General features: G+C 43.5%; 18 protein-coding genes and 1 other annotated feature (1 of these 19 cut by a window edge). All 18 genes read left to right on the forward strand.

The window, feature by feature from the left end; genetic code table 11:
* Nucleotides 1–11: 11 nt before the first annotated feature.
* The 18 genes from ACPUYX_RS07750 to nifJ all read left to right on the forward strand — a co-directional run bounded on the left by ACPUYX_RS07750 (nt 12) and on the right by nifJ (nt 24951).
* Nucleotides 12–788, forward strand: a complete 777-nt coding sequence (locus ACPUYX_RS07750) for a LytR/AlgR family response regulator transcription factor (protein ID WP_426379156.1) — start codon at nt 12–14, stop codon at nt 786–788.
* 220 nt (nt 789–1008) lie between these two features.
* Entirely contained in the window at nt 1009–2661 is a 1653-nt protein-coding gene (locus ACPUYX_RS07755; RefSeq protein ID WP_426379157.1) for an L-lactate permease, read from the forward strand.
* 23 nt (nt 2662–2684) lie between these two features.
* Nucleotides 2685–3032 carry a cupin domain-containing protein gene (locus ACPUYX_RS07760; RefSeq protein ID WP_426379158.1) on the forward strand — a complete coding sequence of 116 codons (348 nt, stop codon included), beginning with the start codon at nt 2685–2687 and terminating at the stop codon, nt 3030–3032.
* A gap of 302 nt (nt 3033–3334) precedes the next feature.
* Entirely contained in the window at nt 3335–5293 is a 1959-nt protein-coding gene (locus tag ACPUYX_RS07765) for a sigma 54-interacting transcriptional regulator (RefSeq protein WP_426379159.1), read from the forward strand.
* Between the two features lie 305 nt (nt 5294–5598).
* Nucleotides 5599–5886, forward strand: a complete 288-nt coding sequence (locus ACPUYX_RS07770) for a UxaA family hydrolase (protein WP_088228209.1) — start codon at nt 5599–5601, stop codon at nt 5884–5886.
* Between the two features lie 17 nt (nt 5887–5903).
* Nucleotides 5904–7061, forward strand: coding sequence for a UxaA family hydrolase (locus tag ACPUYX_RS07775; protein WP_426379285.1), 1158 nt, complete (start codon nt 5904–5906; stop codon nt 7059–7061).
* Between the two features lie 415 nt (nt 7062–7476).
* Nucleotides 7477–7638: a rubredoxin gene (rd, locus tag ACPUYX_RS07780; RefSeq protein WP_047808577.1), complete on the forward strand. Its 162-nt coding sequence runs from the start codon at nt 7477–7479 to the stop codon at nt 7636–7638.
* A gap of 63 nt (nt 7639–7701) precedes the next feature.
* A complete protein-coding gene (locus ACPUYX_RS07785) occupies nt 7702–8085 on the forward strand; it encodes a desulfoferrodoxin (protein ID WP_088228206.1) in 384 nt (127 codons plus the stop codon).
* A gap of 378 nt (nt 8086–8463) precedes the next feature.
* Nucleotides 8464–10554, forward strand: a complete 2091-nt coding sequence (locus ACPUYX_RS07790; RefSeq protein WP_426379160.1) for a sigma 54-interacting transcriptional regulator — start codon at nt 8464–8466, stop codon at nt 10552–10554.
* Between the two features lie 440 nt (nt 10555–10994).
* The gene (locus tag ACPUYX_RS07795; RefSeq protein WP_426379161.1) at nt 10995–12353 is read left to right on the forward strand and encodes a thiolase family protein; all 1359 of its coding nucleotides are present in this window, start codon (nt 10995–10997) and stop codon (nt 12351–12353) included.
* Between the two features lie 44 nt (nt 12354–12397).
* A complete protein-coding gene (locus ACPUYX_RS07800) occupies nt 12398–13546 on the forward strand; it encodes an acyl-CoA dehydrogenase family protein (protein ID WP_426379162.1) in 1149 nt (382 codons plus the stop codon).
* Nucleotides 13547–13607: 61 nt separating this feature from the next.
* Nucleotides 13608–14582, forward strand: a complete 975-nt coding sequence (locus ACPUYX_RS07805) for a CoA transferase subunit A (RefSeq protein WP_426379163.1) — start codon at nt 13608–13610, stop codon at nt 14580–14582.
* On the forward strand, nt 14582–15391 hold the full coding sequence (locus tag ACPUYX_RS07810; protein WP_426379164.1) for a CoA-transferase subunit beta: 810 nt from the start codon (nt 14582–14584) through the stop codon (nt 15389–15391). The genes ACPUYX_RS07805 and ACPUYX_RS07810 overlap by 1 nt, the downstream gene beginning before the upstream one ends.
* Before the next feature lie 336 nt (nt 15392–15727).
* Nucleotides 15728–17887 carry a glycosyltransferase family 39 protein gene (locus tag ACPUYX_RS07815; RefSeq protein ID WP_426379165.1) on the forward strand — a complete coding sequence of 720 codons (2160 nt, stop codon included), beginning with the start codon at nt 15728–15730 and terminating at the stop codon, nt 17885–17887.
* Nucleotides 17888–17902: 15 nt separating this feature from the next.
* Nucleotides 17903–18898, forward strand: a complete 996-nt coding sequence (locus ACPUYX_RS07820) for a glycosyltransferase family 2 protein (protein ID WP_426379166.1) — start codon at nt 17903–17905, stop codon at nt 18896–18898.
* Nucleotides 18861–19289 carry a GtrA family protein gene (locus tag ACPUYX_RS07825; RefSeq protein ID WP_426379167.1) on the forward strand — a complete coding sequence of 143 codons (429 nt, stop codon included), beginning with the start codon at nt 18861–18863 and terminating at the stop codon, nt 19287–19289. The genes ACPUYX_RS07820 and ACPUYX_RS07825 overlap by 38 nt, the downstream gene beginning before the upstream one ends.
* Before the next feature lie 101 nt (nt 19290–19390).
* Nucleotides 19391–21007 carry a hypothetical protein gene (locus tag ACPUYX_RS07830; RefSeq protein ID WP_426379168.1) on the forward strand — a complete coding sequence of 539 codons (1617 nt, stop codon included), beginning with the start codon at nt 19391–19393 and terminating at the stop codon, nt 21005–21007.
* 416 nt (nt 21008–21423) lie between these two features.
* Nucleotides 21424–24951, forward strand: a complete 3528-nt coding sequence (gene nifJ / locus ACPUYX_RS07835) for a pyruvate:ferredoxin (flavodoxin) oxidoreductase (protein ID WP_426379169.1) — start codon at nt 21424–21426, stop codon at nt 24949–24951.
* 408 nt (nt 24952–25359) lie between these two features.
* Nucleotides 25360–25517, forward strand: a binding site (T-box leader) (it continues 69 nt past the right edge of the window).

The following is a 25517-nucleotide window of genomic DNA, read 5'->3' on the forward strand; positions in this document are numbered from 1 at the left end:
AGTAGAATGCAATGAGAGTTATCGTAGCAGATGATGAACAGCCGGCCCGGGACGAACTTGTTTATTTACTGACTAAAATGCAGGGCGTTATGGTCATTGGTGAAGCCTCAACTAACGAAGAAGTATTGCATAAAGTAAAAGAATTGAAGCCTGATGTTGTTTTTCTGGATATAGAAATGCCTGACGGCTCCGGTATTGATACTGCCTTAAGAATTTCGAAGGATAAAGAATTTGCTGTCAAGCCTGCCATCGTTTTTGCTACAGCTTATAATCATTATGCTGTACAGGCTTTCGATTTAAACGCTGCAGATTATTTGCTTAAGCCTTTCAAAGAGTATAGGTTGTTCGAAACGTTTCAGCGACTAAAAACTCGCATAGAAATGGAGAGAGACAAAGGATCTCTGTCCAGCGAGTTTAAAGACAAGTTAGATAGCATTTACGCCCTTCTTCGGACGAATAACGATAAATCGAAACTCAAAGTCGAAGAAAATGAAACGATATATTTAATTCCGATCGAAAACATTCTCTATGCAACGATTGAAGAGCGATCTGTCAGGGTGTTTGCAGATGATGGCAGTTATCTAACCCATTATTCCTTAAATGAACTGGAGAGCATTTTAGGAGACTCTTTTTTAAGAGTTCATAAGAGTTATATCGCCAATCTCAATAGAATTAGGGCTATTGTTCCTTGGTTTAATAACACATTCAATTTAACGATGGAAGATGGTTCAAAAATTCACGTTAGTCGTACGCACGTTAAATCGTTAAGGCAACGTTTAAAACTGTAAATAATCCGTTCGGACAGGATTTATGGCTGTTTAGACATAATATCCTGTCTTTTTTGTTGAATTAAAGTTTAGTGAACTTTTTCTTTGTAAAATACAATCAGAATTGCAAATTTTGTTTGATTTATTAATGAAGGGCGGTGCGTAGAGAAGCTAGATTTCTAAGATAATCTTTTTCTAAGGTGGTTCCTGTACTTAAATAATTGGTAAAGGAATGAATGACATGCACTGGTTACAGAATTACTCAGCATTAGGAAGCACTGGTCTAACCGCATTAGTTGTTGCGATCCCGATCTTTTTCTTATTCTGGGCCCTAGCCATAAAGCGTATGAAGGGTCATGTCGCCGGACTTTTAACATTATTAATAGCAATTATTGATGTTGTACTGGTTTATAAAATGCCTGTTGGTGCTGCCGTTTCCTCCACAATCTTAGGGGCGGTCAATGGACTGTTTCCCATTGGCTGGATTATTGTTTCAGCCGTTTTCTTATACAATCTTACCGTTGAAGCTGGACAATTCGATATTATTAAAAGTTCTATTTCTTCAATCTCCAGCGATCGCCGAATGCAGGCCTTGCTGATTGCCTTCTGCTTTTCAGCCTTTATGGAAGGGGCAGCCGGTCAGGGTGCACCCGTAGCCATTGCTGCAGCTATGTTAATCGGTTTGGGTTTTGATCCCTTATGGGCGGCTGTGATTTGCCTTGTGGCCAATGTTCCTCCGGTTCCTTTTGGACCTGTAGGAACTCCAACGATTATGATGGGGTCGGTCACCGGTATTAACGAAAATATTATTACTGCGGCCGTTGGTCGTGAAGTTTCAATTGTAGCCATTATTATTCCTTTTGCTATGTTAATCGTCATGGCCGGATGGAAAAAAACAGTAGAGGTTTTGCCGGCGGTTCTAGTGGCTGGGATTAGTTTTGCAATTCCCTTTTTCATTGTAACAAATTACCTGGGACCAACACTTCCAAGTATTGTTTCCCCGATTGTCTCTTTGTTTTGCATGACGTTGTTTCTGCGTTTTTGGAAGCCTAAATCTATTTGGCGTTTTCCAAATGATCAGGAAATATCAGCGGCTAATGAACCTCACTATACAGGAGGTCAGGTTTTTAAGGCCTGGTCACCCTTTTTAGTGTTAACCCTCGTCATGGGATTTTGGAGCACGTCTATGTTTAAAGATTGGGTGGCGAAGGATTTAAAGTGGTTTGTTAATATTCCTCATTGGCCGGGTTTGGACGGTCTTGTTTATAAGGCTGCACCCATTGTAACTAAACCTGCCGTCTATGCTGCGAACTACAAATGGGATTTCTTTGCCGCACCAGGAACGGCCATGTTAGTTGCCTCAATTATCTCCATGATTATTTTAGGAATAAGTCCGGCAACTGGAGTAAAAGTTTTTAGCAAAACCTTAAAACAATTATTCTTCTCGCTGGTGACTATTGCCTCAGTGCTTGGTCTGGCCTACTTAGCCAATTATGCGGGCATGTCGTATACCTTAGGTCTGGCGTTCGCTTCAACCGGTGTTATTTTCCCCGTATTCTCTCCAATTTTAGGTTGGTTAGGTGTGTTCCTTACCGGTTCTGTTACTTCTTCGGCCGCCTTATTTGGTAAGCTACAGCAAGTTACAGCAGGTCAACTTGGCTTAAATCCTATCCTAACTGTGTCTGCCAGTTTAACCGGCGGAATCATTGGTAAGCTTATTTCTCCTCAATCCATAGCAATTGCTTGTGCGGCCGTAGGGTTAGTCGGGAGGGAGACAGATATCTTCAGACGTACTCTGAAATATTCAGTAACACTTTTGGGCATTGTTATTGTTATGATCTTAATTTTTGCCTATGTCATTCCGGGGGCTCTTCCTGTAATTGCTGCCCAGTAGAAAATCAGAAGGGGGTCATGATGATGAACGAAAGAGTATTTGATTTGGAGCAACTGGCGAAATTTGACAAGAATGTTCCTCAGAAAGTGTCAGTTTATGAATCTGATAAAACACTGGCTGCCATGTGGTGCCTCGAACCAGGGCAAGAGGTCTTTTTGCATGCCCATCCAAATGCTGACGATGTTTGGATATGTTTAGAAGGGGAATCTGGACTATATTTTGTCGGTGAAGGGCAAGAAGTGAACATTAAAAAGGGCATGGCTATTTTGGCCAAAGCGGGTCAAACTCATGGGATGAGAAATACAGGAACAAATCGCTTTGTTTTCGTGGGTGTTTGCGGACCTGTTCCCGTTGAGGTTATAAAACTGTAATTTTTCAGCCTTAAGGCATAAGGACTTAGGTCAAACGTTTATTCTTTGACCTAAGCCCTTTTTTGTTGCCTGACATTGAGCGTTATCTTTCCGCTGCGATGAGTTTGCTTTTGTGGGCGAAGTCTTACTTTAAAGGTCATGGCATTTTTAAGATATTCGTATGTCCTCTTGCTGGGATAGTATATAATAGGACTAATTCCTATGGGTCAAACAGTGGTTCTTTCGCTCAAAGGCAATCAAGCGCGAAGGGCAGTGTCTTTGAGCACCAACTAAGCATTTAACGAGAACTTTTGGGAGGACTTATGGACTATTCGCGTGTTTTATTTGTTGCCCCTTATGAAGAACTTGCCGAAGAGGCTAGAAAAACTGTTAAGGTACTGAAAAAACCGTGCCGCGTGATCGTGGCTGATATGAGTGATGGGGCGGCGGCTGCCAAAAATGCCCTTAATGATGGGGTTGAAGTAATTATTAGCCGTGGAGGAACAGCTTCCTTAATTCGTCAAGCCGTAACTATTCCTGTCGTTGACGTTGAGGTGACCGGTTATGATATCTTGCGGGCTTTCTATCCTTTGAGGAGTATAGAAGGTTATTTCGGTATTATTGGTTTTCCTTCCGTTATTAAAGGCTGTCAAACTGTTGCTGAAATGTTTGGGCTTAACTATTTTATCTATGAACTTGAAGAAGAAAATGATTCGCTGCAGTCTCTGAATAAAGAAGAGTTGGCGCAAACAAAACTAATTATCGGTGACACTCTTGCTGTTCGCTATTCGGAAGTTTTAAATCGACCGGTGCATCTCATTAAGTCCGGGCCGGAATCAATTGCTGCTGCCATTTTACAAGCTGAGCGGCTTATTGAAGCTCTGGAAAGGGATCGTGCCAAAACAGCTCTCAGTACTGTAATTCTTAATGCAGTTCATGAAGGTGTTGTTACTATTGATAAAAACGAGGCAATTGTTAACATCAATGCAGAAGCCTTAAAAATGCTGGAGCTTACTCCGGATATCTTAGGGAAGCCGGCCAAAACTCTATTCCGATCTCAATTGCTGGAGGGGATTCATTCAAAAAAACTCACGGGTCACCCTGAAAGGGTAAATGGAAGAGATTTAGTTATAAATCTTTACCCCATACTTGTTCGGGATGTCCACTTAGGCACAGTAGTGACTTTGCAGAATGCACAGGAGATTCAGCAAGCTGAATATAATATTCGCCGAAAGCTCTATCACAAAGGATTAATTGCCAAATTCTCACTAAAGGATTTTATTGGAGACAGTAATACTGTACGTTTGGTACTAAATCAAGCCCAAAAATACGCTCTTACAGACAGCAGTATTTTGATTCAAGGGGAGTCGGGTACGGGAAAGGAAATTTTAGCCCAGGGAATTCATCAAGTGAGCCTGCGTCAAAATGGTCCCTTTGTGGCTGTAAACTGTGCTGCCTTGCCGGAGAATTTGTTAGAAAGTGAACTGTTTGGGTATGAAGAGGGGGCTTTTACCGGGGCCCGTAAAGGCGGAAAAGCCGGACTCTTTGAATTAGCCCACAGAGGAACTCTTTTTCTTGATGAGGTCGGAGAATTGCCCCTTCATGTCCAAGCTCGTTTGCTGCGGGTTTTGCAAGAAAAGGAAGTTATGAGGGTTGGGGGTGACCGGGTAATTCCGGTGGATGTGCGGCTTATTTCAGCAACTCATCGCAAGCTGAATGAAGCCGTAGAGAAGAACGAATTTCGAGCGGATTTATTCTACCGGTTACATGTTTTAGGGTTAATGGTTCCCCCTCTAAGGGAACGAAAAGGAGATATCCGGCTTTTGATGAATCAATTCCTTCATGAGCTTGCTCCTAAATTGGGAAAGCCCAAGCTCAACTATACCGAAGAAGTTTATCAAGCCTTTGAAAACTACCACTGGCCCGGAAACGTTCGGGAATTAAGAAATTGCGTTGAGAAACTTGTTGTTCTGTCTGAAACCGATTTGATTCCTCCGGAAAGTTTAATGGCTATTTCCTTTATTAAAAACCAAAACGAGTCTGCCCAGCTCTTTGGTCGATCTAATCTGAATGCTGAAAGCCAGCAAAAGGCTCCTTTTTCTCAGCTGTCTGAGACATTTGATCCTGCTGAAATCGTTATATCTATTCAGGGAAGCTTAAATGACATCGAAAAACGTGTGATTGAGAAGGTTGTGCTGTTAGAGAATCATAATCTTACCCGTGCTGCCAGACGTCTTGGCATTGACCGTTCAACTCTCTGGCGCAAAAGACGCCAGGAGTGACAGGAGTGTCAGGGGGACGGTCCTTTTAACACACTCTTGCCATATTCAGAACTGGGCGTAATAGTGATTTCGCATAGATTATTGCATAAAGCAGCACTGTTTTAATTTGCAACACAACGTTGTTGGATTATAAAACAATTCTGCTTTTTCTGTGATGTAATCTATGAGCAAAGAATAATAATCTTAACTCCAAACACCTAATTAGCCTGGAGTTGAGTCTCTTAAGCTGCAATTTTAACAATTATTAAAATATGGCATGTTTTTTGCGTGAATAAATTAGGTATTAATTTTGGAGGTGAATCTCTTTGAAAAAACAAGCAGTGGTGATTAATGTTAAAGACAATGTAGCCACCTTAGTGGACGATTTTACATCGGGTACCGAAATTCATTATTTTATTGGAGAGCAAGAACAATCGGTAATTCTTCTTCAGGATATCCCCCTTGGTCACAAAGTGGCTATTCGGGAGATTAAAAAAGGTGAAGAGGTTATTAAATACGGAGAAAGCCTTGGAGGCGCAACTGCAGATATTAAAATCGGCCAGCACGTTCATGTTCATAACATGGAAAGCTTGCGCGGTCGTGGAGATAAGTAAAAAGGGAGGATTTTATGATGGAGATTTTGGGATATAGACGTCCTGATGGTAAAGTAGGAATTCGTAATCATATTGCTATAATTCCAACGGCAGTATGTTCCAGTACAGTTGCAGCTAATATTGCAGCTCAGGTTCCCGGAGCGGTAGCTCTTCCCAATCAGCATGGCTGTTGTCAAATTGGGGCTGATCATGAACAAACTGTTCGCACATTGATTGGCCTTGGTAAGAATCCGAATGTTGCAGCAGTTCTAGTCGTCGGACTTGGCTGTGAAGGTGTTCCTATTCGTGAGGTCGCTGATGAAATCGCCGCTACCGGGAAACCAGTAGAGGTAATAGTAATTCAGGAAGTTGGCGGGACGCTCAAAGCTACGGCTGATGGGCTCCGCAAAGCTGGTGAACTTGCCCGCAAAGTCGCTCATTTACAGCCCGAAAAAATAGATGTCAGTGAGCTTGTTATGGCTATCGAATGCGGCGGTTCTGATTTCACCTCCGGCTTAGCTTCTAATCCGGCTTGTGGAATTGCCTCAGACATGCTTGTTGCCGCGGGCGGTACTTCTATGCTTTCAGAGACCACAGAATTTATTGGCGCTGAACATGTTTTGGCTCGTCGCTGCAAGACGCCGGAAATCGGAGAAAAATTAATCCGCTATGTCCGCGAATGTGAAGAGAGGGCAAAACTCCTGAACGTCGATATACGCGGCGGTCAACCAACACCGGGAAACATTGCCGGCGGAATAAGTTCAATTGAGGAAAAATCTTTGGGATGTATCCATAAAGCAGGACATGCCCCTATTCAGGATGTTTTGGCCTACGGGGAAGTTCCCAAGGGCAAGGGCCTGTATGTTATGGATTCCCCTGGTCAGGATATCGAGTCAATTACCGGTATGGTTGCAGGCGGAGCTACCGTCGTTATCTTTACTACCGGGCGAGGAACTCCAACAGGCTGTCCGATTGCCCCGGTCATTAAAATCACTGGCAACGAGCGCACATTTAAAATGATGGAAGACAACATGGATATTGATGCTTCAACCATTATTTCCGGCGAAGAAACAATTGAACAAGTCGGAAAAAGAATCTACGAGATGGTCGTTGAAGCTGCCAACGGGCATATGCCTAAGGCCGAAAGTCTTGGGCACAAGGAGTTTGGAATTTATAAAATTGCTCCGACCTATTAAGGGCCTGCCCAGGAAGGATAACAGGATATAGGAATTCCGAATATTCAGCATATCTAAGGATTTTTCGAATATACGTTTTAAAGAAGGGCTTCCACGATGTGGAAACCCTTCTTTTGTTGGCACTTTGCAAACGTTAGAACAAATTCTTCGATTTGGACTCAGTAACTGGAGGACGCTTTAGGTGTCTTTAAGTTATGGCGAGATCAATTAATGAATAGAGAACCGGTTATTTGTAAACTTTAAATTATTATCAACCTATGTCGAAAAAAATCGGAAAAATTTTTAAGAAAACTGCATTTAATTCTTGATTTATAATTAAATTAATTATAAAATAATAACAAGATAAATGCTCCGCTTTTCGTTGATAACCAATCAGTTTAATACCTAAAATCATTATATTAAGGGGGAAAAGACAATGAAAAAATATCAATGTACTGTTTGTGGTTATGTTTATGATCCGGCCTTAGGAGATCCTGATTCAGGAATTGCACCGGGCACTTCTTTTGAAGACATCCCAGAGGATTGGGTTTGTCCCACATGCGGTGTTAGCAAAGATCAATTTGAACCTGTTGATTAAGGAAAGCGCAGCGGAAAAGGTTAAATAAAGAGCCGCGATTGAGATTTTATGGAGGGATAAGAAATGACGAATTTGAGAGAATTATTTAAGTGTAGTATTTGTGGTAATGTGGTTGAAGTAGTGAATCCAGGAGCACCTGCCTTAGTGTGTTGCCATCAGCCCATGGAGAAATTGGAAGCGGGTGTTACCGAGGCCAGCACTGAAAAGCATATTCCCGTCATCGAACCGTCTGCTGGTTGGGTTAAAGTAAAAGTAGGCAGTGTTGCACATCCAATGGAAGAAAAACATTTTATTCGCTTTATTGAGGTGTTGACAAAAGATCAAGTACTTAGAGCGGAACTCAAGCCCAATGACCCACCTGAAGCATTGTTTAAAGTAAGTGCTTCAGAAGTCCTGGAAGTACGAGAATACTGTACGATACATGGTTTATGGAAAAATGCTCAGTAACTTAACAAAGATATATCAAAAAACAGACGGATTAATTTCCGTCTGTTTTTTGATCCATTGCAAGACTTCCACTTGTAGAAGTGGGAGTGGTTCCCATACCTTGATTCGGTGGGACAGAGTCCTCACTGGACGTTGATGAAGAGTTGAAAAAAATGAGAAAATATTGCTTGGAGCTATAAAAGCCTAGTAAACTTATAAAGAAGGTATTTATAGGTTTTTTGATATAGAAGGGAAGGAGCAGGGAATATCTAAAAAGTATAGAATAATAAGAATATATAGATAATTAGTTAAAACCGTTGGACACTTTAACGGAATGTGCAAGCTTCTCGGACTTCTCAAGAAGAAACTGATTTGAATAAAATTAAGGAGTGATCAAATATGCTCCTGCAGGAAGGGACTAATAAGCGAATCTCATATTTAAACCTTGGCGACACTATTGCCAAGGCTGTGCGGATTTTCATGGATTTGAAAATTGCTATTATCCCCGTGTTAGATGGAAAAGGAAGTCTTGTGAGTATATTTAGCAGGAGCAGTCTTTATCGGGCAATCCTAAACGGAGCAACCCATCAAGATATTGTCGATCCTTACCTGATCAAAGAAGTGATTAGTATTTCCGAGGATATCTCCGACGAAGAGTTAGCCGATTTCGTAAAAGTGAGTCCTGTGGGCTCCGTTCCCGTCGTTAACAAGGAAGGCAAAGTTATTGGACTTTTATGTAAAGCGAACATGGTTATGACGTTATTTAGACACTCCGAACTGCTTAATGGTCAATTAAAAGCTATTTTAGATTCCATGCACAATGGTGTCATTGCCGTTGACAGCAAAGGAATAGTAACGCACCTGAATATTGGCGCCAGCCGTATATTAGGCTTAAAGCCTGAGAGCTGTCTTGGGCGCGGGTGTGATAAACTATTGCCGAATCTGGACTTAACTCCGGCTTTGGGCAATGGTGAGGTTAAAATAGGATTGAAACATAAGCATGGCAACATTACCATGGTTGTTAACATAACTCCCTTAATTATCGGAGGCAGCATCGCCGGAGGAATTGTAATTTTTCAAGACCTTACAGATTTGGAGCAGGCTGCTAAAGAACTGGAGACGGTTAAAGCTTTAAACAAGACTTTTGATACAGTTCTTAATATTATTCATGATGGTATTATTGTGGTAGACGAAAAGGGAAAAACGGCATTAGTTAATCAGGCCATGGTAGATTTTTTAGCCTTACCCTCTAAGGAAATAGTCGGAAAACACGTCACGGAAATTATGGCCGACAGCAGGCTTCATTTAGTAGCTGGTTCCGGTGTATCGGAAACAAGTGACGTTATGACAATTCAGGGTAAGCCAATTATTGTTTCCAGATTGCCCATTGTTCGAGAAGGCGAGGTTGTGGGTGCAGTAGGTAAAGCAGTATTTCCCCAACTTGCTGAAGTCAGAGAACTTGCTGACAAAATAAGATTACTGGAAAACAAAGTAACTTTTTTTCAAGAAGAATTACAGAGAAACAAAACTGCTCAAGATATTATGAATAATATTGTTGCTGAAAGCACCGAAATGAAAAAGCTGAAGGAAGAAATAACAATTGTGGCCTCAAGCAGTTCCACTGTTTTAATTACAGGGGAAAGCGGCACAGGCAAAGAAGGAGTTGCTCAGGCGGTACATGCCTGTAGTGATCGCTGGAAAGGTCCCTTCATAAAGGTGAATTGCGCAGCCATTCCGGAAAACCTAATGGAAGCAGAAATGTTTGGCTATGTCAGGGGGGCATTTACGGGAGCCGCAAAGAGCGGAAAACAAGGACGTCTAGAAATTGCCGATGGTGGTACTCTTTTTTTAGACGAGATCGGCGACATGCCTCTTGGCTTACAATCCAAGCTGCTCAGGGTTTTGCAGGATCGTGAATTTGAACGTTTAGGCAGTACTAAAAGCATTAAAGTTAATGTCCGGATTATTGCAGCAACAAATAAAAATCTTAATAGAGCTATTTCCGAAGGTCAGTTCCGTGCCGACCTTTTTTATCGCTTAAATGTTATCAATCTGCATTTACCCCCTTTACGGGAGCGTTGGGAAGATATTAAACCGTTAACCTATTATTTCATCGCGAAATTCAATAATATTCTTAAAGGAAATGTTAAAGGTATTGCCGATGATGCCATGGCAGCCCTCTTAAACTATTCATGGCCGGGAAATATTCGTGAATTGGAAAATGTTATCGAGAGGGCTGTTAATTACACACGCAGCGGTTTGATTCGCTTAACCCATTTGCCGAATCAACTCCTAAGCAACAGTTCCGCTGAAGGCCAGGCAAGCTTTGGCGAAATTCGCCATCAAGATCAAATCGCCCGCATAGAACGGAACATGATTATCGTTGCTTTAGAGAAAGCCGGCGGGAACAAGACAAAGGCCGCCAAAATCCTTAATCTTAGTCGATCTAGGCTTTACGATAAATTGAATAAATATAATTTGAAAAACTAGTTTGATCCAATCGTAAGACTCCCACTTCAAGTGGGAGTGTTCCCATACCTTGCTTCGATAGAGTCCATCCTTCAGCCGATAGTATTTGTTATGGGTTAGGCGCTTTCGCCACCGAAGCCGCGATGTTCAGCTTTAGCTGAACGAGTTCACTTACTTACATTCTATTTTTCAAGTATCCCTCGTCGTCCCGAAAGCGGACACACTTTGAACAGATGTGTCCGCATTCGGGACGTTTTTTTGTACTATAAGAGGCTGACATGTACAAAGAAGCACCTTCGAAGGGTTAATAAAGTTCATGATTAGCGACGGCATAGGCCGATGTATCAACTGAATTTAAGATTATAAAGGACTACAGGCTCCAATGGCATATTAATTGCAAAATAATTCTTACGATTCGGACATATCGAAAATAATTATAGAGTTTGAATGGAGGAAGACAGATGCCCAAGGAAGTACAAAAGCTCAAAATAGTTAGAAAAAATTTCTACAAAGATGCGAAAATCTGTGCTTATGGCGAACGAAAGCCTGATTATTCAACCATGGGGCAGAAAATCGGCAATACCTTTGCGCGACAACGAGAGGTTGTATGCGTAGAGGCTTGCCGAACTCCGTATGGTAAATCTCTTGGGGCTTTAGTCGAGTATGATGCCGCTCAACTAGGAGCTTTAGCTATTAAAGAAGCGATCAACAGAACTGAAGGCAAGGTTTCCCCTGGTGACGTTGACTATGTCATTATGGGTCACGTCGTTCAAGCCGGCTGCGGTCAGGTTCCCAGCCGCCAGGCCACTCTTTTAGCAGGACTTCCCGAACATGTACCTTCTATCACAGTGAATAAGGTTTGTTCTTCGGGTGTAAAAACCATAGATTTAGCCGCGCAAATGATTGCCCTGGGAAGAGCGGACATCGTCATTGCCGGCGGACAAGAGAGCATGAGCAACATTCCCTTTGCCCTTCCTGATATGAGACGCGGAAAGAGGATGGGTCTGCTCAATGCTGCCTGTGAAGATTTAATGGTTAAAGATGGCCTTTGGGATTCCATTTACGATCGGCATATGGCTATTCATGGTTCCGAAGTAGCCGATGAATTCGGCTTCAGCCGCGAAGATCAGGACGAATGGGCACTTCATTCCCAATTGGCTGCCTCGGCTGCCATTGCTGCAGGAAAGCTTGATGATGAGGTTTTTCCCGTTGCTGTCAAAAAGGGACAGGAAATTATGGAAAAGGATGAAGGGCCGCGTGCCAATTCTACCTTGGAAGGTTTGGCTAAGCTTGGACCGGTGTTCAATCATGTCAGTGCCGTAACCGGAAAGCCAGGGAGTGTAACTGCCGGTAATGCACCCGGTACGAATGATGGGGGAGATGTCTGTCTGCTGATGAGCCGCGCTAAAGCTGATGAATTGGGGATGAAGCCTCTCTTTACCATTGTGGATTATGCGGAAGTATCACAGCCCACGAAGGACATTGCCACAGTTCCCGGCCTTTCTATCAAGAAGGTTCTGGAACAAAACAATATGACGTTAGAAGATGTAAAGCTTATCGAAATCAACGAAGCCTTCGCAGCCGTGGTTCTCGTAAGCGCCAGAAGTATTCTGGGGATGACCAAGGAAGAGATGTTTGCAAAGGTTAATGTCAACGGCGGGGCTATTGCCTACGGTCATCCCATTGGGGCTTCAGGCGCTCGGATTGTCATGACCTTAGCCTATGAACTAAAACGTCGCGGCGGAGGATATGGGGTTTGTGGAATTTGTGCCGGTCATGCTCAAGGCGACGCCATGCTGATTCGTGTTGATGCAGACTAAGGACTTTAATAGTAATCACTAAAAAAGATTGGAGTGGAGTCAGGATGGAATTTCAGCTCAGCGACGAAACCTTAATGGTCAGGGACATGGTAAGGAAATTTACTAAGAGTCAGGTTGCTCCATTGGCCGAAAAGATTGACAAAAGTCATGAGTTCCCCATGGATACCTGGAATAAAATGAGAGAATTGGGCCTGACGGGGTTTCCTGTTCCGGAAGAATGGGGTGGGGGAGGAGGTACCTATCTCGACTTTGCAATTATTGTTGAGGAATTAGCCAAAGCCTGTGCCTCGACGGCAGTTATCACCAGCGTACACACCGGCTTAGGCTGCATGAGTATTTACTTATATGGGAGTCAGCGGCTAAAAGAAAAATATTTGAAAAGACTGTCCACAGGTGAGATTATCGGGGCATATGCACTGACCGAACCTAATGCCGGATCGGACGCTGGTTCGCTGAAATGCAGGGCCGAGGATATGGGTGACCATTTCCTGGTTAACGGCAGCAAAATATTTATCACCAATGGAGGTCAGGCAACAACTTATTGCACATTTGTTAAAACTGATCCCTCCCAGCCTAATGGCAAAGGGATTACCTGCTTAATCATTGAGAAGGACACTCCGGGGTTTACCATCAGCAAGCCTGTTGAGAAAATGGGAATGCATGGTTCGCCAACGGTGGAACTGAATTTCGAAAACGTGAAAGTTCCTAAAGAAAATGTCCTGGGAGAGATCAATAACGGTTTTGCTGTCGCCATGGGGCTTTTGGCCGGCGGCCGCATCACAATCGGCGCCCAGGGCCTGGGCATTGCTGAAGGGGCTTTGGAATATACCACGAACTACATCAGAGAACGGCAACAATTTGGCAAAGCGTTGGCAGCGAATCAGGGTGTTCAGTTTATGATTGCCGAAATGGCTACTAAAATTGAGGCTGCCCAAATGTTAATTTATCGAGCAGCCTGGCTCAAAGACAATAAATTACCTCATAACAAGGAAGCATCAATGGCTAAGTTTTTCGCCACAGACACTGCTATGGAAGTTACCACCAATTGCGTGCAATTGATGGGTGGATATGGCTATTGCTCGGAATACCCGGTCGAACGTATGATGAGAGACGCTAAAATTACTCAAATTTACGAAGGGTCTAACCAAATTCAGCGTATGATTATCGGACGGGAAGTTATCGGCCGTTTTTAGATTAATTGGATTTACACGTTCGCAGAGTGAAGCAATGAAATAACAGTGAGGGGGTTGTGTCATGGCTAGGCCTAAAGTTGTAAGCCTTACAGAAGCCATCGGGCAGATCAATGACGGAGATATGTTAACCTTCGGAGGATTTACAGTCTGGCGTCGTCCTATGGCTGCTATTTATGAATTGATTCGCCAGAAGAAGCGGAATCTTCATCTCGTAGAGGTCAATGGCGGGACACATGATGATATGCTTGTCGGCGCCGGCTGCGTTGGTATATGGGAATCGAGCTGGTGTGGGCACGAACTTTATGGGAAATTTGGCAGTAATCTTGCCCGCAGGATCGAAAAGGGCGAAATCTTATACGAAGATTGGGCCCATATCCATATTTTAAACCGGTTAACTGCCGGAGCAAAAGGTCTGCCCTTTTTGCCGACCTATTCTGCCATGGGCTGCGATATGTTGAATCCGGAGAATGATAATCTTGGTAAAGCAGGACTCCGTAATGGCTCCAATCCTCATATCGGCAAGCATAAATACATGATGTATAAAGAGCCTTTTACAGATTCCGAGATCATCCTCGTTCCTGCCGCTAATCCGGACTGGTGCATCACCCATGTTCAGATGGCAGGTAATGAAGGAACTGTAAGAGTTGAGGGCTTAAAATTCAGTGACCAGGAAGTTATCAAAGCTTCGAAGCACAATATTATTATCACAGAACAAATTGTTCCAGAGGAATATTTACGGAAGGAACCAACCCGCAATATGCTGCCGGGATACCTGGTTGACTATATTGTTGAGTTGCCTTGGGGTGCTCACCCAACGGGGTTATATGGGGTACATGAACCGGACGGTGAATTTATCGCCAGCTTTTTTAAAGCGACTCGGACTCAGGAAGGCTTTGATCAGTGGGCTGAGGAATGGATCTTTGGTGTCAAAGATTTTCAGGAATATCTTAATAAGCTGGGAATCAGCCGTCTGGAATCCCTAAGGGCCAATCCTGCTCTAGGCTATTCTTCGACAATGAAAAGGGGGTCGAGATAATGGAGAGCAAAAAAGGATATTCTAAACCCGGCGAATTTAAGCCCATGGATCTTTTAGCCTGTGCCGCTGCTCGAGAAGTAAAGGATGGTGAAATTGTCTTTGCGGGGACCGGTCTGCCGATGTTGGCGATCATGGTTGCTCAGCATACTCAAGCCCCTACAGCTGTATGCATTTATGAATCAGGGTCAATTGACGGCAGACCTATTGATCTGCCGACCTCGGTAGCTGATGCCCGCTGCAGTTATCAGGCAGCTGTGGCCGATGGTTTAACGGATGTCTTCGGGCAGCTCCAGTCAGGTAAGGTTGACTTAGCTTATCTGGGAGGGGCAGAAGTTGACCGCTATGGAAACGTTAACTGCACCTTTATGGGCGGGCCCACGGGCAAAAGGCTTACCGGCAGCGGCGGAAATTCAGATATTCACTCCCTGGCGAAGAGAAGTGTTTTAATTATGCCTCAGTTAGGTCAAAAACGGCGCTTTGTGGAGAGAGTCAGCTATATCACCTCGCCGGGTTGGAAAATTCCCCATTGGCCGGATAAAGAATGGGTACCCAAGCAACAAGTCTATGGACCGGCCTTTAATGGCGGTCCGGCCGCCGTGATTTCTGATATGGGAGTCTATCGTTTTGACAAGCAGGGCGAAATGTATCTTGACACCGTTCATCCTGGTTTCACACCTGAGGAATGTCGGGAAAACTGTAGTTTCGAGCTTAATATTGCCCGGTGTCAGGGAGAAACACTGACTCCTACGTACGAAGAATTGGATTTGCTCTATAAAGTTATTGATCCTGAAGGAATTATTATGAAATAAGAAACGAGGAGTTTTACGAAAATAATGAGAAGAGGTTGATTTATCTTCCCGGGCGGAGATAAGTCAACCTCTTTACTATTGTGTGATAAATAACCTTGACAGGATCTTAAAATACCCACCACAGAGTCATCACAATATCTTAATACAAATGCAATATCCTTAGTATGGGTGCGTGGTTATACTAACTTGTAGTATTTCTTGCGGATAAATTCTGTCAACCATTTGTTACATAGGTTTATCCCGATGTTTTAATATCTTGAGGTTAAGGCTCGATGTTCAGCTTTAGCGTAAGTGAGTTCACTGATTTATTAATGTACGGTAAGGAGTTGAAACCCTATGATTCCCAAGGTCAAGCGCATCGATCCTTTCTTAATGGGAGCAGCGTTACTCGCCGGGTTTTTAAATAGTTATGGAATTTGGAAAGACCAAGTTGCCAATGCCTATTATACTGCGGCAGTAACAAGCATGCTGCAAAGTTTTCATAATTTCTTTTTTGCTTCCTTTGATCCAGGAGGATTTGTCACAGTCGATAAACCGCCGGTTGCCTTTTGGGTGCAGACACTTTTTGCTTCTGTGTTAGGGGTTCATGGCTGGAGTGTTATCTTGCCCCAGGCTCTCGCAGGAATCGGGTCTGTCTTGCTGATTTATGTTCTTGTAAAACCTTCCTTTGGTCAAACGGCAGCCAGAGTTTCGGCTTTTATCTTTGCATTTACTCCCATTGCCGCTGCTGTCAGCCGTACCAATAACGTTGACAGCTTGTTGGTTTTTACCCTCTTAGCAGCCGTTTGGTGTTTGTTTAAAGGGTCCAGAACGAGCAAACCAATCTGGTTTATGGCAGCTTTTGCTCTAGTCGGTTTGGGATTCAATATTAAAATGCTTCAAGCCTATATGGTGCTCCCTGCATTTTACCTGTTCTATTGGCTGGCTTTTAAGGTTAATTGGCAAAGAAGACTAGCCGTTCTCTCCGCCTCGACAGCGGTATTATTCGTTGTTTCTTTTTCCTGGGCTCTGATTGTGGACAGTATCCCTCCGGCGGATCGCCCCTATATCGGAAGCAGCCAAACGAACTCAGTTCTTGAACTGGCCTTTGGCTATAACGGCCTATCCCGTTTAACCGGACAACATGGTCCGGGCGGAAATAATAATCAAAGGCAAAGCAGCAGAGAACAGTTTTCCGGCGGCTTTGCATCAGGTCAAGGTTTTGCCGCCAGGTCTAATAGTATCCAGCGGAACAGCCCTTTTGGCGGTAATAATTCGTCCAGCCGAACGGGACAATCAAGGCAGGAGGGAGGCAGCTTTTTCGGCGGAGGAGGCATGTTTAACACGGGGAAAGCCGGTCCCTTCCGTCTCTTTCAATCTCAATTGTCCGGTCAAATCAGCTGGCTGCTTCCTTTTGCCCTGTTGTCAGCTCTTGGTTTATTAATTGGAATCCGCAGGAAGCAGCCTTTGACGGACAAACAAAAGGAGAGTTTGTTTTGGCTGGTCTGGCTGTTGCCAATGATGGGATTCTTTAGTGTTGCGGGGTTTTTCCATTCCTACTATTTAATCATGCTGGGGCCTTCTATCGCTGCTTTATCAGGAGCGGGATGGGCAGAGTTTTATGGCTTCTATCGTAACCGCGAGGGTTGGAAAGGATGGCTGCTGCCCATAGGTGTTTTCGGTACAACCTTGTTTCAACTCTACATTCTTTGGCCTTATCGGTCGCAAATTGGTTCTATTTGGACGATAAGCGTGGGAATTTTGGGATGTGTCTTTTCCCTGTATTTAGCTTTGTCTTTAATCAGGAGCAGGTCGGTAAGCTCAGAGCTTCAGCAACGTCAGCTTTTGTTCAGTAGAACCGCTGCCATCAGCGGATTGCTTGTTTTGCTGGCTGCGCCATTATATTGGGCTTCTACACCTCTTCTTTACGGAGGAAACAGTATGATACCTGAAGCCGGACCTCAACTCAATCATGGCGGTTTCTCCAGGCTGACAACCCAGCCCGGGCGAGATGGGCGCCAAGGCTTCGGCGCCGATTTCATAACCGGTCAAGGTCAAGATCAAAGTTCTAATTATCAGGGCAGGCAAAAGCAGTCCTTTAGTCAAGTTCCCGGACAGGGGCCGGGGCAGATGAGGGAAAATGTTGATACTCAATTGGTCACATATTTAGAAGCTCATAACACAGGCGAAAAGTTCCTGTTTGCTTCTGCCAATGCCGGTACAGCGGAAGCTTATATTATCCAAACCGGAAAGGCAGTAATGGCTATGGGTGGTTTTTCCGGTTCCGACCCGATTCTTACAGTGGACAAATTAAAGCAAATGATAGCTGCTAAAGAGGTTAAATATTTTCTGTTGTCCGGAGGCGGACAGGGAAGTGGCAGCTCAGAAATACAATCTTGGATTCGCCAAAATGGCAAGGAAGTACCGCAGTCGGCTTGGCAATCCGGCTCGGGGAGCGCTCTCCAAGGAGGCAGAGGAATGTTTGGAGCTGGGACTTTATATGAAGTCAATCCTTAACAAGGAGGCAGAACTATGAGTACGGACATTCGTTATTCTATTGTGGTTCCGGTTTTTAATGAGGAAGCTGTCCTTGAGCAAACCTATCGGCGCTTAAAAAAGGTTATGGATGCGATCCGAGAACCTTATGAATTAGTTTTTGTTAATGACGGGAGCTTAGACCGTTCCGTTGAATTTATCAAAGGTTTTTGCGATCATGACAAATCCGTAAAGTTAATCTCCTTTTCCCGTAATTTTGGCCACCAAATCGCCATCACGGCGGGGATGGATTATGCTGTCGGGGATGCGGTTGTTGTTATCGATGCCGATTTGCAGGATCCCCCGGAATTAATTATAGAGATGATTGCCAAATGGAAGGAGGGGTATGAAGTCGTTTATGCCAAACGCAGTGAGCGTAAGGGCGAAAAATTTTTCAAAAAACTAACTGCTCGTCTTTTTTACCGAATTTTGCGTACCTGTACAGATATTGATATTCCTGTCGATACCGGTGATTTTCGTTTGCTGGACCGCAAAGTTTGTGATGCTTTACAACAATTGCCTGAGAAGAACCGCTATGTGCGCGGCTTGGTAAGCTGGGTTGGTTTCAGGCAAACTGCCGTCGAGTACAGCAGAGACCCCCGTTTAGCCGGGGAAACGAAGTATTCTCTAGGAAAGATGATCAAGTTAAGTCTTGACGGTCTTACCTCTTTTTCTTTTAAACCGATTAAATTGGCGAATTATAGCGGGTTTTTCTTCCTAGTAATAGGTTTCGTATATTTACTTCTTCTAATTGGATTTGAGGCCGACCATTCTCCAATCAGCGGCTGGAATCTTGTCTTAGCTTCCCAGTTTATTTTAACGGGAATTCTTCTTGCCATGATGGGAATTATGGGTGAATATATCGGTCGTATCTATGATGAAGCGAGACATCGTCCCTTGTATATCGTACAGGAATGTTATAGAAATGAAGAGAATGAACGGACAGTGAAGAAGATTGGCAAAGGTTACAAAGCGTCAACAGGAATTTCTTAAGTTTTGTATCGTAGGAGTCCTTAATTCCGCTATTGATTTTGCCGTTTTTGCCATGATCTATGCCTGGGGAATTCCCTTGCTCCCGGCCCATACTCTTTCTTACAGCTGTGGCGTTATGAACAGTTTTTTGCTCAATCAGAAATGGACCTTTAAGGAATCGGTCCAGCAGCAGTCTATAAGACAACTTGTGCAGTTTATTGTCTTGAATCTAGTGACTCTGTCCCTGACTTATGGACTATTGCTTTGGGTTCACACCACTTGGGGATTTTCGATGCTTGTAAGCAGGCTTTTTTCCATAGCAGGAAGTGTAGTCATTAATTTTTTAGGCAGCCGTCTTTGGGTTTTTCGGCCGGCAAACAGCACAAGTGTTAATAGGCGAACTAAAATTTAGAACCCTAGTGATGTCTAAGTAATTCCAGAGTGTAATTTTACCTTTCAGGAGCTTGGATTCGGGTTAGTCAGATGAGTAAGTGTACCTAAGGAGTGTGAGGATTGTTGCCGGTCAAGAGGTCTTTATTCAGGTTAAGCGCGGTTCTGATCATTGCCGCCTCATTTTTTCTGTGTTTTTATGCTGTAGTTCATCATAATTCAAACACTGCATCTACTGGCAGAGTGTTTTTCCAAAATCAGTCTCAGAGCGTCCAGACTCCTCAGTTTAGCGGGCAACCCGCAGACCAGGGGCAAAATAAAATTAGGCCCCATGAAAATGGAGTCCAGGCTTCGCCCAACGGGCAATTTAACCCTAATGGCCGTTCCTTTAATTGGGGCACATTTCCTGGGCCAGGCAGAAGAAGGAATGCGGGTAATCGCTTTACCGTTCAGGTCGTTGCCTACACCGTATTATTTTTCCTGGCAGCTCTAGTTAGTTTCTTTATTCTTAAAAGTTCCCAAAAATATAAAGAGATTCTTTCTAAGCTGATCATTGATAGAAGTAACCAAAGAATTATAATGGTGACTCTGATCTGTGCCGGGCTATTACTTAGAATTGCCTTAGGTATCCTTATTGAAGGGCATCCCTTTGATCTCAATACCTTTAAATCCTGGGCGGCCTCAGCAGCCAATAATTTCTCCCAATTCTACATGGGACGTCATGCCAGTGATTATCCTCCGCTGTATATTTACATATTATATTTGATTGGTAAAATCGGCAGCCTCAAAGCGATGAGTGCTTATTATACCATTTTGCTTAAGCTTCCTTCGATCCTGGCGGATATAATCACTGCTCTCCTGCTCTTTAAGCTGGCCTGCAAATATCTCTCTGCAGAATTAAGTACCATGGTGGCAGCGTTCTATATCTTTAACCCTGCTGTTTTTGTCAACTCGACGATTTGGGGCCAGGTGGATTCCTTTTTCACGTTGCTTATCGTAACTGCGGTAGTTTTATTAATGGAAAGGAAGCTCGTTTATGCGGCCATCTTTTTCACGTCTTCAGTCCTTATGAAGCCGCAGGGAATCATTTTCCTTCCCATCTTATTTTTTGAGCTGGTAAGGCAGAAAAGCCTAAAAAGTATTGGTAAAGTTCTTATCTCCGGGTTGCTGACAGCGATAACCATTATTTTGCCGTTTTCACTTCAGCAAAATCCTCTCTGGATTGTTAAGCTCTTTACAAGTACTTTGGGTGAATATCCTTATGCATCTGTCAATGCTTTTAATTTCTTTTATTTATTGGGCGCTAACTATAAAAAAGACACCTCACCCTTCTTGTTCTTAAACTATCATAGTTGGGGATTGATTTTCATTGTTCTTGTAACCTTGTTGGCTTGGTTCGTATTTGCTAAAGGCAAGAAGGAGAGTTTTCTTTCGGTTTCAGCTCTCATTTTGATATCCGGTGTCTTTCTTTTTTCGGCCAGCATGCATGAGCGGTATTTGTTTCCTGCAGCAGCCTTGGCGCTTCTGGCATTTATTTATACCAAGGATAAGCGGTTTATGTTATTGTCAATAGGGGTGAGTGTTACGGGTTTTGTCAATACCTACCTTATTCTTTACCAGACCAACGAGGGTATTAACCAAGCGGCTTTTAGTACTATACCGGTGATGACTTCAATTTTGAATCTTTGCTTGTTTTTATACCTTATTAAAATTGCGTATGAAAAAATATCGCTTAGGTAGGTGCTGTCCTGAATAAGCCGTGCATATAAGTGGATGATCTAAACCACTATTTATGCATGGCTTTCTTTTATGAGGGGCACTTATGTATTTTGCGACGGCCCTGTTCATCCAATTTTTAAGCCCTCCATGTCTATAAGTGGGGGTGGGTCCTTCGTAAACTTCAGATGGGGTAGAGTCCTCCTTCGCCGCTAAGTATTCCCATTGGGAAAGGCGGCTCGGCAATAATGTCCACTAGACATTATTGCATCTGAAGCCCCGATGTTCAGCTTTAGCGTAAGCGAGTTCACTAATAACCAACGAATTATTGACGTTGGGTGTTGAATTTGCTTTTTTTCCTTAAAACATGTATGAGAGTTTTCCAATGACGAATACTAATTCAGACCAGATTCAAAGTTTTTTCAGAGGAGGCTCTCAGTGTGGCTAAAAAAATGAAAACAATGGACGGGAACCAAGCCGCAGCAGAAGCATCGTATGCTCTGACTGAGGTTGCAACGATCTTCCCAATCACGCCCTCTTCCCCAATGGCAGAAGGGGTTGACGAATGGGCTGCTCACGGCAAGAAGAATTTATTTGATCAACCTGTAAGAGTTGTGGAAATGCAATCGGAATCAGGAGCTGCCGCTGCAACTCATGGCTCCCTTCAAGCCGGAGCCCTGACGACAACTTACACTGCTTCTCAAGGATTACTGCTTATGATTCCCGAAATGTATAAAATGGCCGGAAACCTGGTGCCGGCAGTATTCCATGTTAGTGCCAGGGCTTTGGCGACCCATGCCTTATCAATCTTTGGTGATCATCAAGATATTAATGCTGCCCGGCAAACCGGTTTCACGATGATCTGCTCAAATGACGTTCAAGAAGCCATGGATTTGGGGTTTGTTGCTCATCTTGCAGCCATTAAATCAAGGGTTCCGGTTTTGCACTTTTTTGATGGTTTCAGAACCTCCCATGAGGTGCAAAAAATAGAAACGACAAGCTACGATGAGATCGGGAAGCTTGTAGATTATGATAAGATTAAAGAATTCAGAGATAGAGCTTTAAATCCCAATCACCCTGTTCTCAGAGGTACAGCCCAAAACCCCGACATCTATTTCCAAGGCCGGGAAGTTTCCAATCCTTTCTTTGAGGCCGTTCCGGATATTGTTGAAGATTACTTTAAAGAAATTAAGAAAGTAACCGGACGGGAGTATCATCCCTTCCAATATTACGGTGATCCTGACGCGGAAACGATTATTGTCGCCATGGGTTCTGTCTGTAATACCATTGAGGAAACTATAGACTTCTTAGCCCAGCGGGGAGAAAAGGTCGGGCTAATAAAAGTACATTTATATCGTCCTTTCTCTAAAAAATACTTTTTTGATGTTTTGCCTAAATCTGTTAAAAAAATTGCCGTTCTTGATCGGACAAAAGAACCGGGTTCGACGGGGGAACCTCTATACCTGGATATTGTTCAGATCTTTAATCATGAATCTTCCAAGCCCATAATTGTGGGAGGGCGTTATGGTTTGGGTTCCAGAGACACCACTCCGTCACAGATAATCGCTGTTTACCAGAATTTGAAGAAGGCTCAGCCTAAGGATCGCTTTACCATTGGTATTATTGACGATGTGAGCCATACCTCGTTACCTATCGAGGAGACTGTGGACACCTCGCCGGAGGGTACTATACGCTGCAAATTCTGGGGACTCGGTTCTGACGGTACGGTTGGAGCTAATAAAAGTGCCATCAAAATTATTGGTGATAATACGGATCTTTACGTTCAAGGGTATTTTGAATATGACAGTAAGAAATCCGGTGGCACAACGATTTCTCATTTGCGCTTTGGCAAGAAACCGATTAAATCCTCTTATATGGTGTTTGACGCTGACTATATTGCTTGTCATAATAGGTCATTTATTTATCACTATGACATCCTTAAGGGGTTAAAAAAAGGCGGGACATTTGTTTTAAACTGTCCTTGGAGCGCTAAAGAAATCGGAGATCATTTACCGGCTTCTTTAAAACGATATATCGCTAAGAACAATATCAATTTTTACATTATCGATGCTATTTCCATTGCTGGGGAAATTGGTCTTGGCGGGCGGATTAATATGGTTATGCAGGCTGCCTTCTTCAAATTAGCCAATGTCATCCCTGTTGAGGACGCTATTCAATACCTTAAAGACTCTATCCAGAAGGTCTATGGCAAAAAAGGCTCCAACATCGTTGAGATGAATCATAAGGCGGTGGATCGCGGAATTGAAGCTCTACATAAAGTGGAGGTTCCTGCTTCCTGGGCTGAAGTTCCGGATGAGGAAATGCCTGTCAAAGATGAACCGGAGTTTGTTAAAAACATACAAAGGCCTATGGCGCGTCATGAAGGAGAGGACTTGCCGACCAGTTCCTTTGTTGGGGTGGAAGATGGAACCTTCCCCTTAAGCACTACACGCTACGAAAAACGGGGAATTGCCGTCTATTTGCCTGAATGGCAAATCGATAAATGTATCCAATGTAATCAGTGTTCCTATGTTTGTCCTCACGCAACGATACGTCCGTTCCTCTTGGATGACAGCGAACTTGAGAAGGCTCCGGATACTTTCAAAACTAAGAAACCGATCGGCAAAGGGCTGGAAGGTTACCACTACCGTATTCAAGTTGCTCCCCTCGATTGTACTGGTTGTGCAAACTGTGCTGACGTTTGTCCTGCGCCGGGTAAAGCCATTGTCATGAAACCTGCTGACCACGAAATAGAAATGGAATCCGAAAATTGGGAATACGCGATTAAACATGTCGCGGAAAAGCGTCATCTCATGGATGTTAAGTCCCTGAAAGGCAGTCAATTTGCCCAACCACTTCTCGAATTTCACGGAGCATGTCCGGGTTGCGGTGAGACACCTTATGCTCGCCTGATAACTCAGCTGTTTGGTGATCGCATGATTATTGCCAATGCCACAGGTTGTTCTTCAATCTGGGGAGGCAGCGCCCCTTCGGTACCCTATACGGTTAATGCTGAAGGCAAAGGCCCTGCTTGGATGAATCCGCTGTTTGAAGATAATGCCGAGTTCGGTTATGGCATGTATTTAGGCTCCAAGCAGATTCGAGCAAAGCTTGCTCAATTAATGCGTCAGGGATTAGAAAGTTCTCTCAGCGAGAATCTTAAAGATGCTTTTCATGAATGGCTTGATAACATGGAAGACGGAGAAGGATCGAAAAGGGCTTCTGCTCGTCTGCTTGAAGTGATGGAGAATGAAGATGCTGCAGGTAATCCGCTTCTCTGTGAAATCAAAGAAAAGAAAGACTATCTCATCAAACCCTCGGTTTGGGTTTTCGGTGGTGACGGTTTTGCCTATGATATTGGCTATAACGGAATTGACCATGTCATCGCCAGCGGTGATGATGTAAACATTCTGGTTATGGATACAGAAGTATACTCCAACACCGGCGGACAATCCTCAAAGGCCACGCAGACGGCAGCTATCGCAAAATTCGCAGCAGCAGGCAAGAAGGTCCGCAAGAAAGATTTAGGCCTCATTGCCACAACCTATGGCTATGTCTATGTTGCGCAAATAGCCATGGGAGCGAATATGAATCAGACGATTAAGGCGATTGCTGAGGCCGAAAGTTATCACGGCCCTTCGATCATTATTGCCTATGCTTCTTGCATAAATCATGGCATCAAATCCGGAATGGGAACAAGTATCCTTGAACAGAAAAAGGCTGTTGAGGCCGGTTATTGGCATCTCTGGCGCTTTGACCCCCGCCTTAAAGATCAAGGAAAGAATCCATTCACACTTGACTCCAAAGAGCCTACGGCTTCTTTCCAAGACTTCTTAAAGGGCGAAATCCGATACTCTTCTCTGCTAAACGTATTCCCGGATGTGGCACAAGAAATGTTCAATGTTGCCGAGGGCCATGCTCGGGATAAATACCAAACTTTAAAGCGTTTTGCAGAAATGCAATACTGAAAATCGGTTTATAAGTAAAGAAGTGAAGAGGGAGGACGTTGCTTAAACCTTAGGTTTTTGTAACGTCCGCTTTCTTATTGGAGTTTACTTTACAGTCCCATGTCAGGTGCTATGCTTTTAGGTAAAGGGTGGGCAGCGAGAAGTATCCAGTTAAAAAAGTAACGAATTATCCTACAAAGGGTTTACTTTTAGCAAAATATTGGTTAAACTTTATTAATTAGATCTACTAATTGCTGATTTTATTAATCCTTTCGCATATGGCCTGATTTGGGTTTTTACGTTATTTCTTCCAATCTTTTTGGCGTATCGTCTTATAATTCGGGGATACGTGGAGGATTGTAAATTTTAACCATAAGTGAAGACTAATGGTGTAAGGTTTAAGTTTTTATAATTTCGGTTAAAGTATGGAAAACAACGATGAAAAGGACAGTAGTTAAGAATCTGATTCTTAGAGACATAATCCTTGGCTGAAAGATTATGACGAAGGTTCTTTATGAAAATCACCTTGGAGTTGGGCGGCTGAACTAATTAAGCTGCTCCGTGTGACATACGTTACATGTTTTGAG

The sequence above is a fragment of the Desulfosporosinus sp. SYSU MS00001 genome (assembly GCF_049943955.1).
Taxonomy (GTDB): domain Bacteria; phylum Bacillota; class Desulfitobacteriia; order Desulfitobacteriales; family Desulfitobacteriaceae; genus Desulfosporosinus.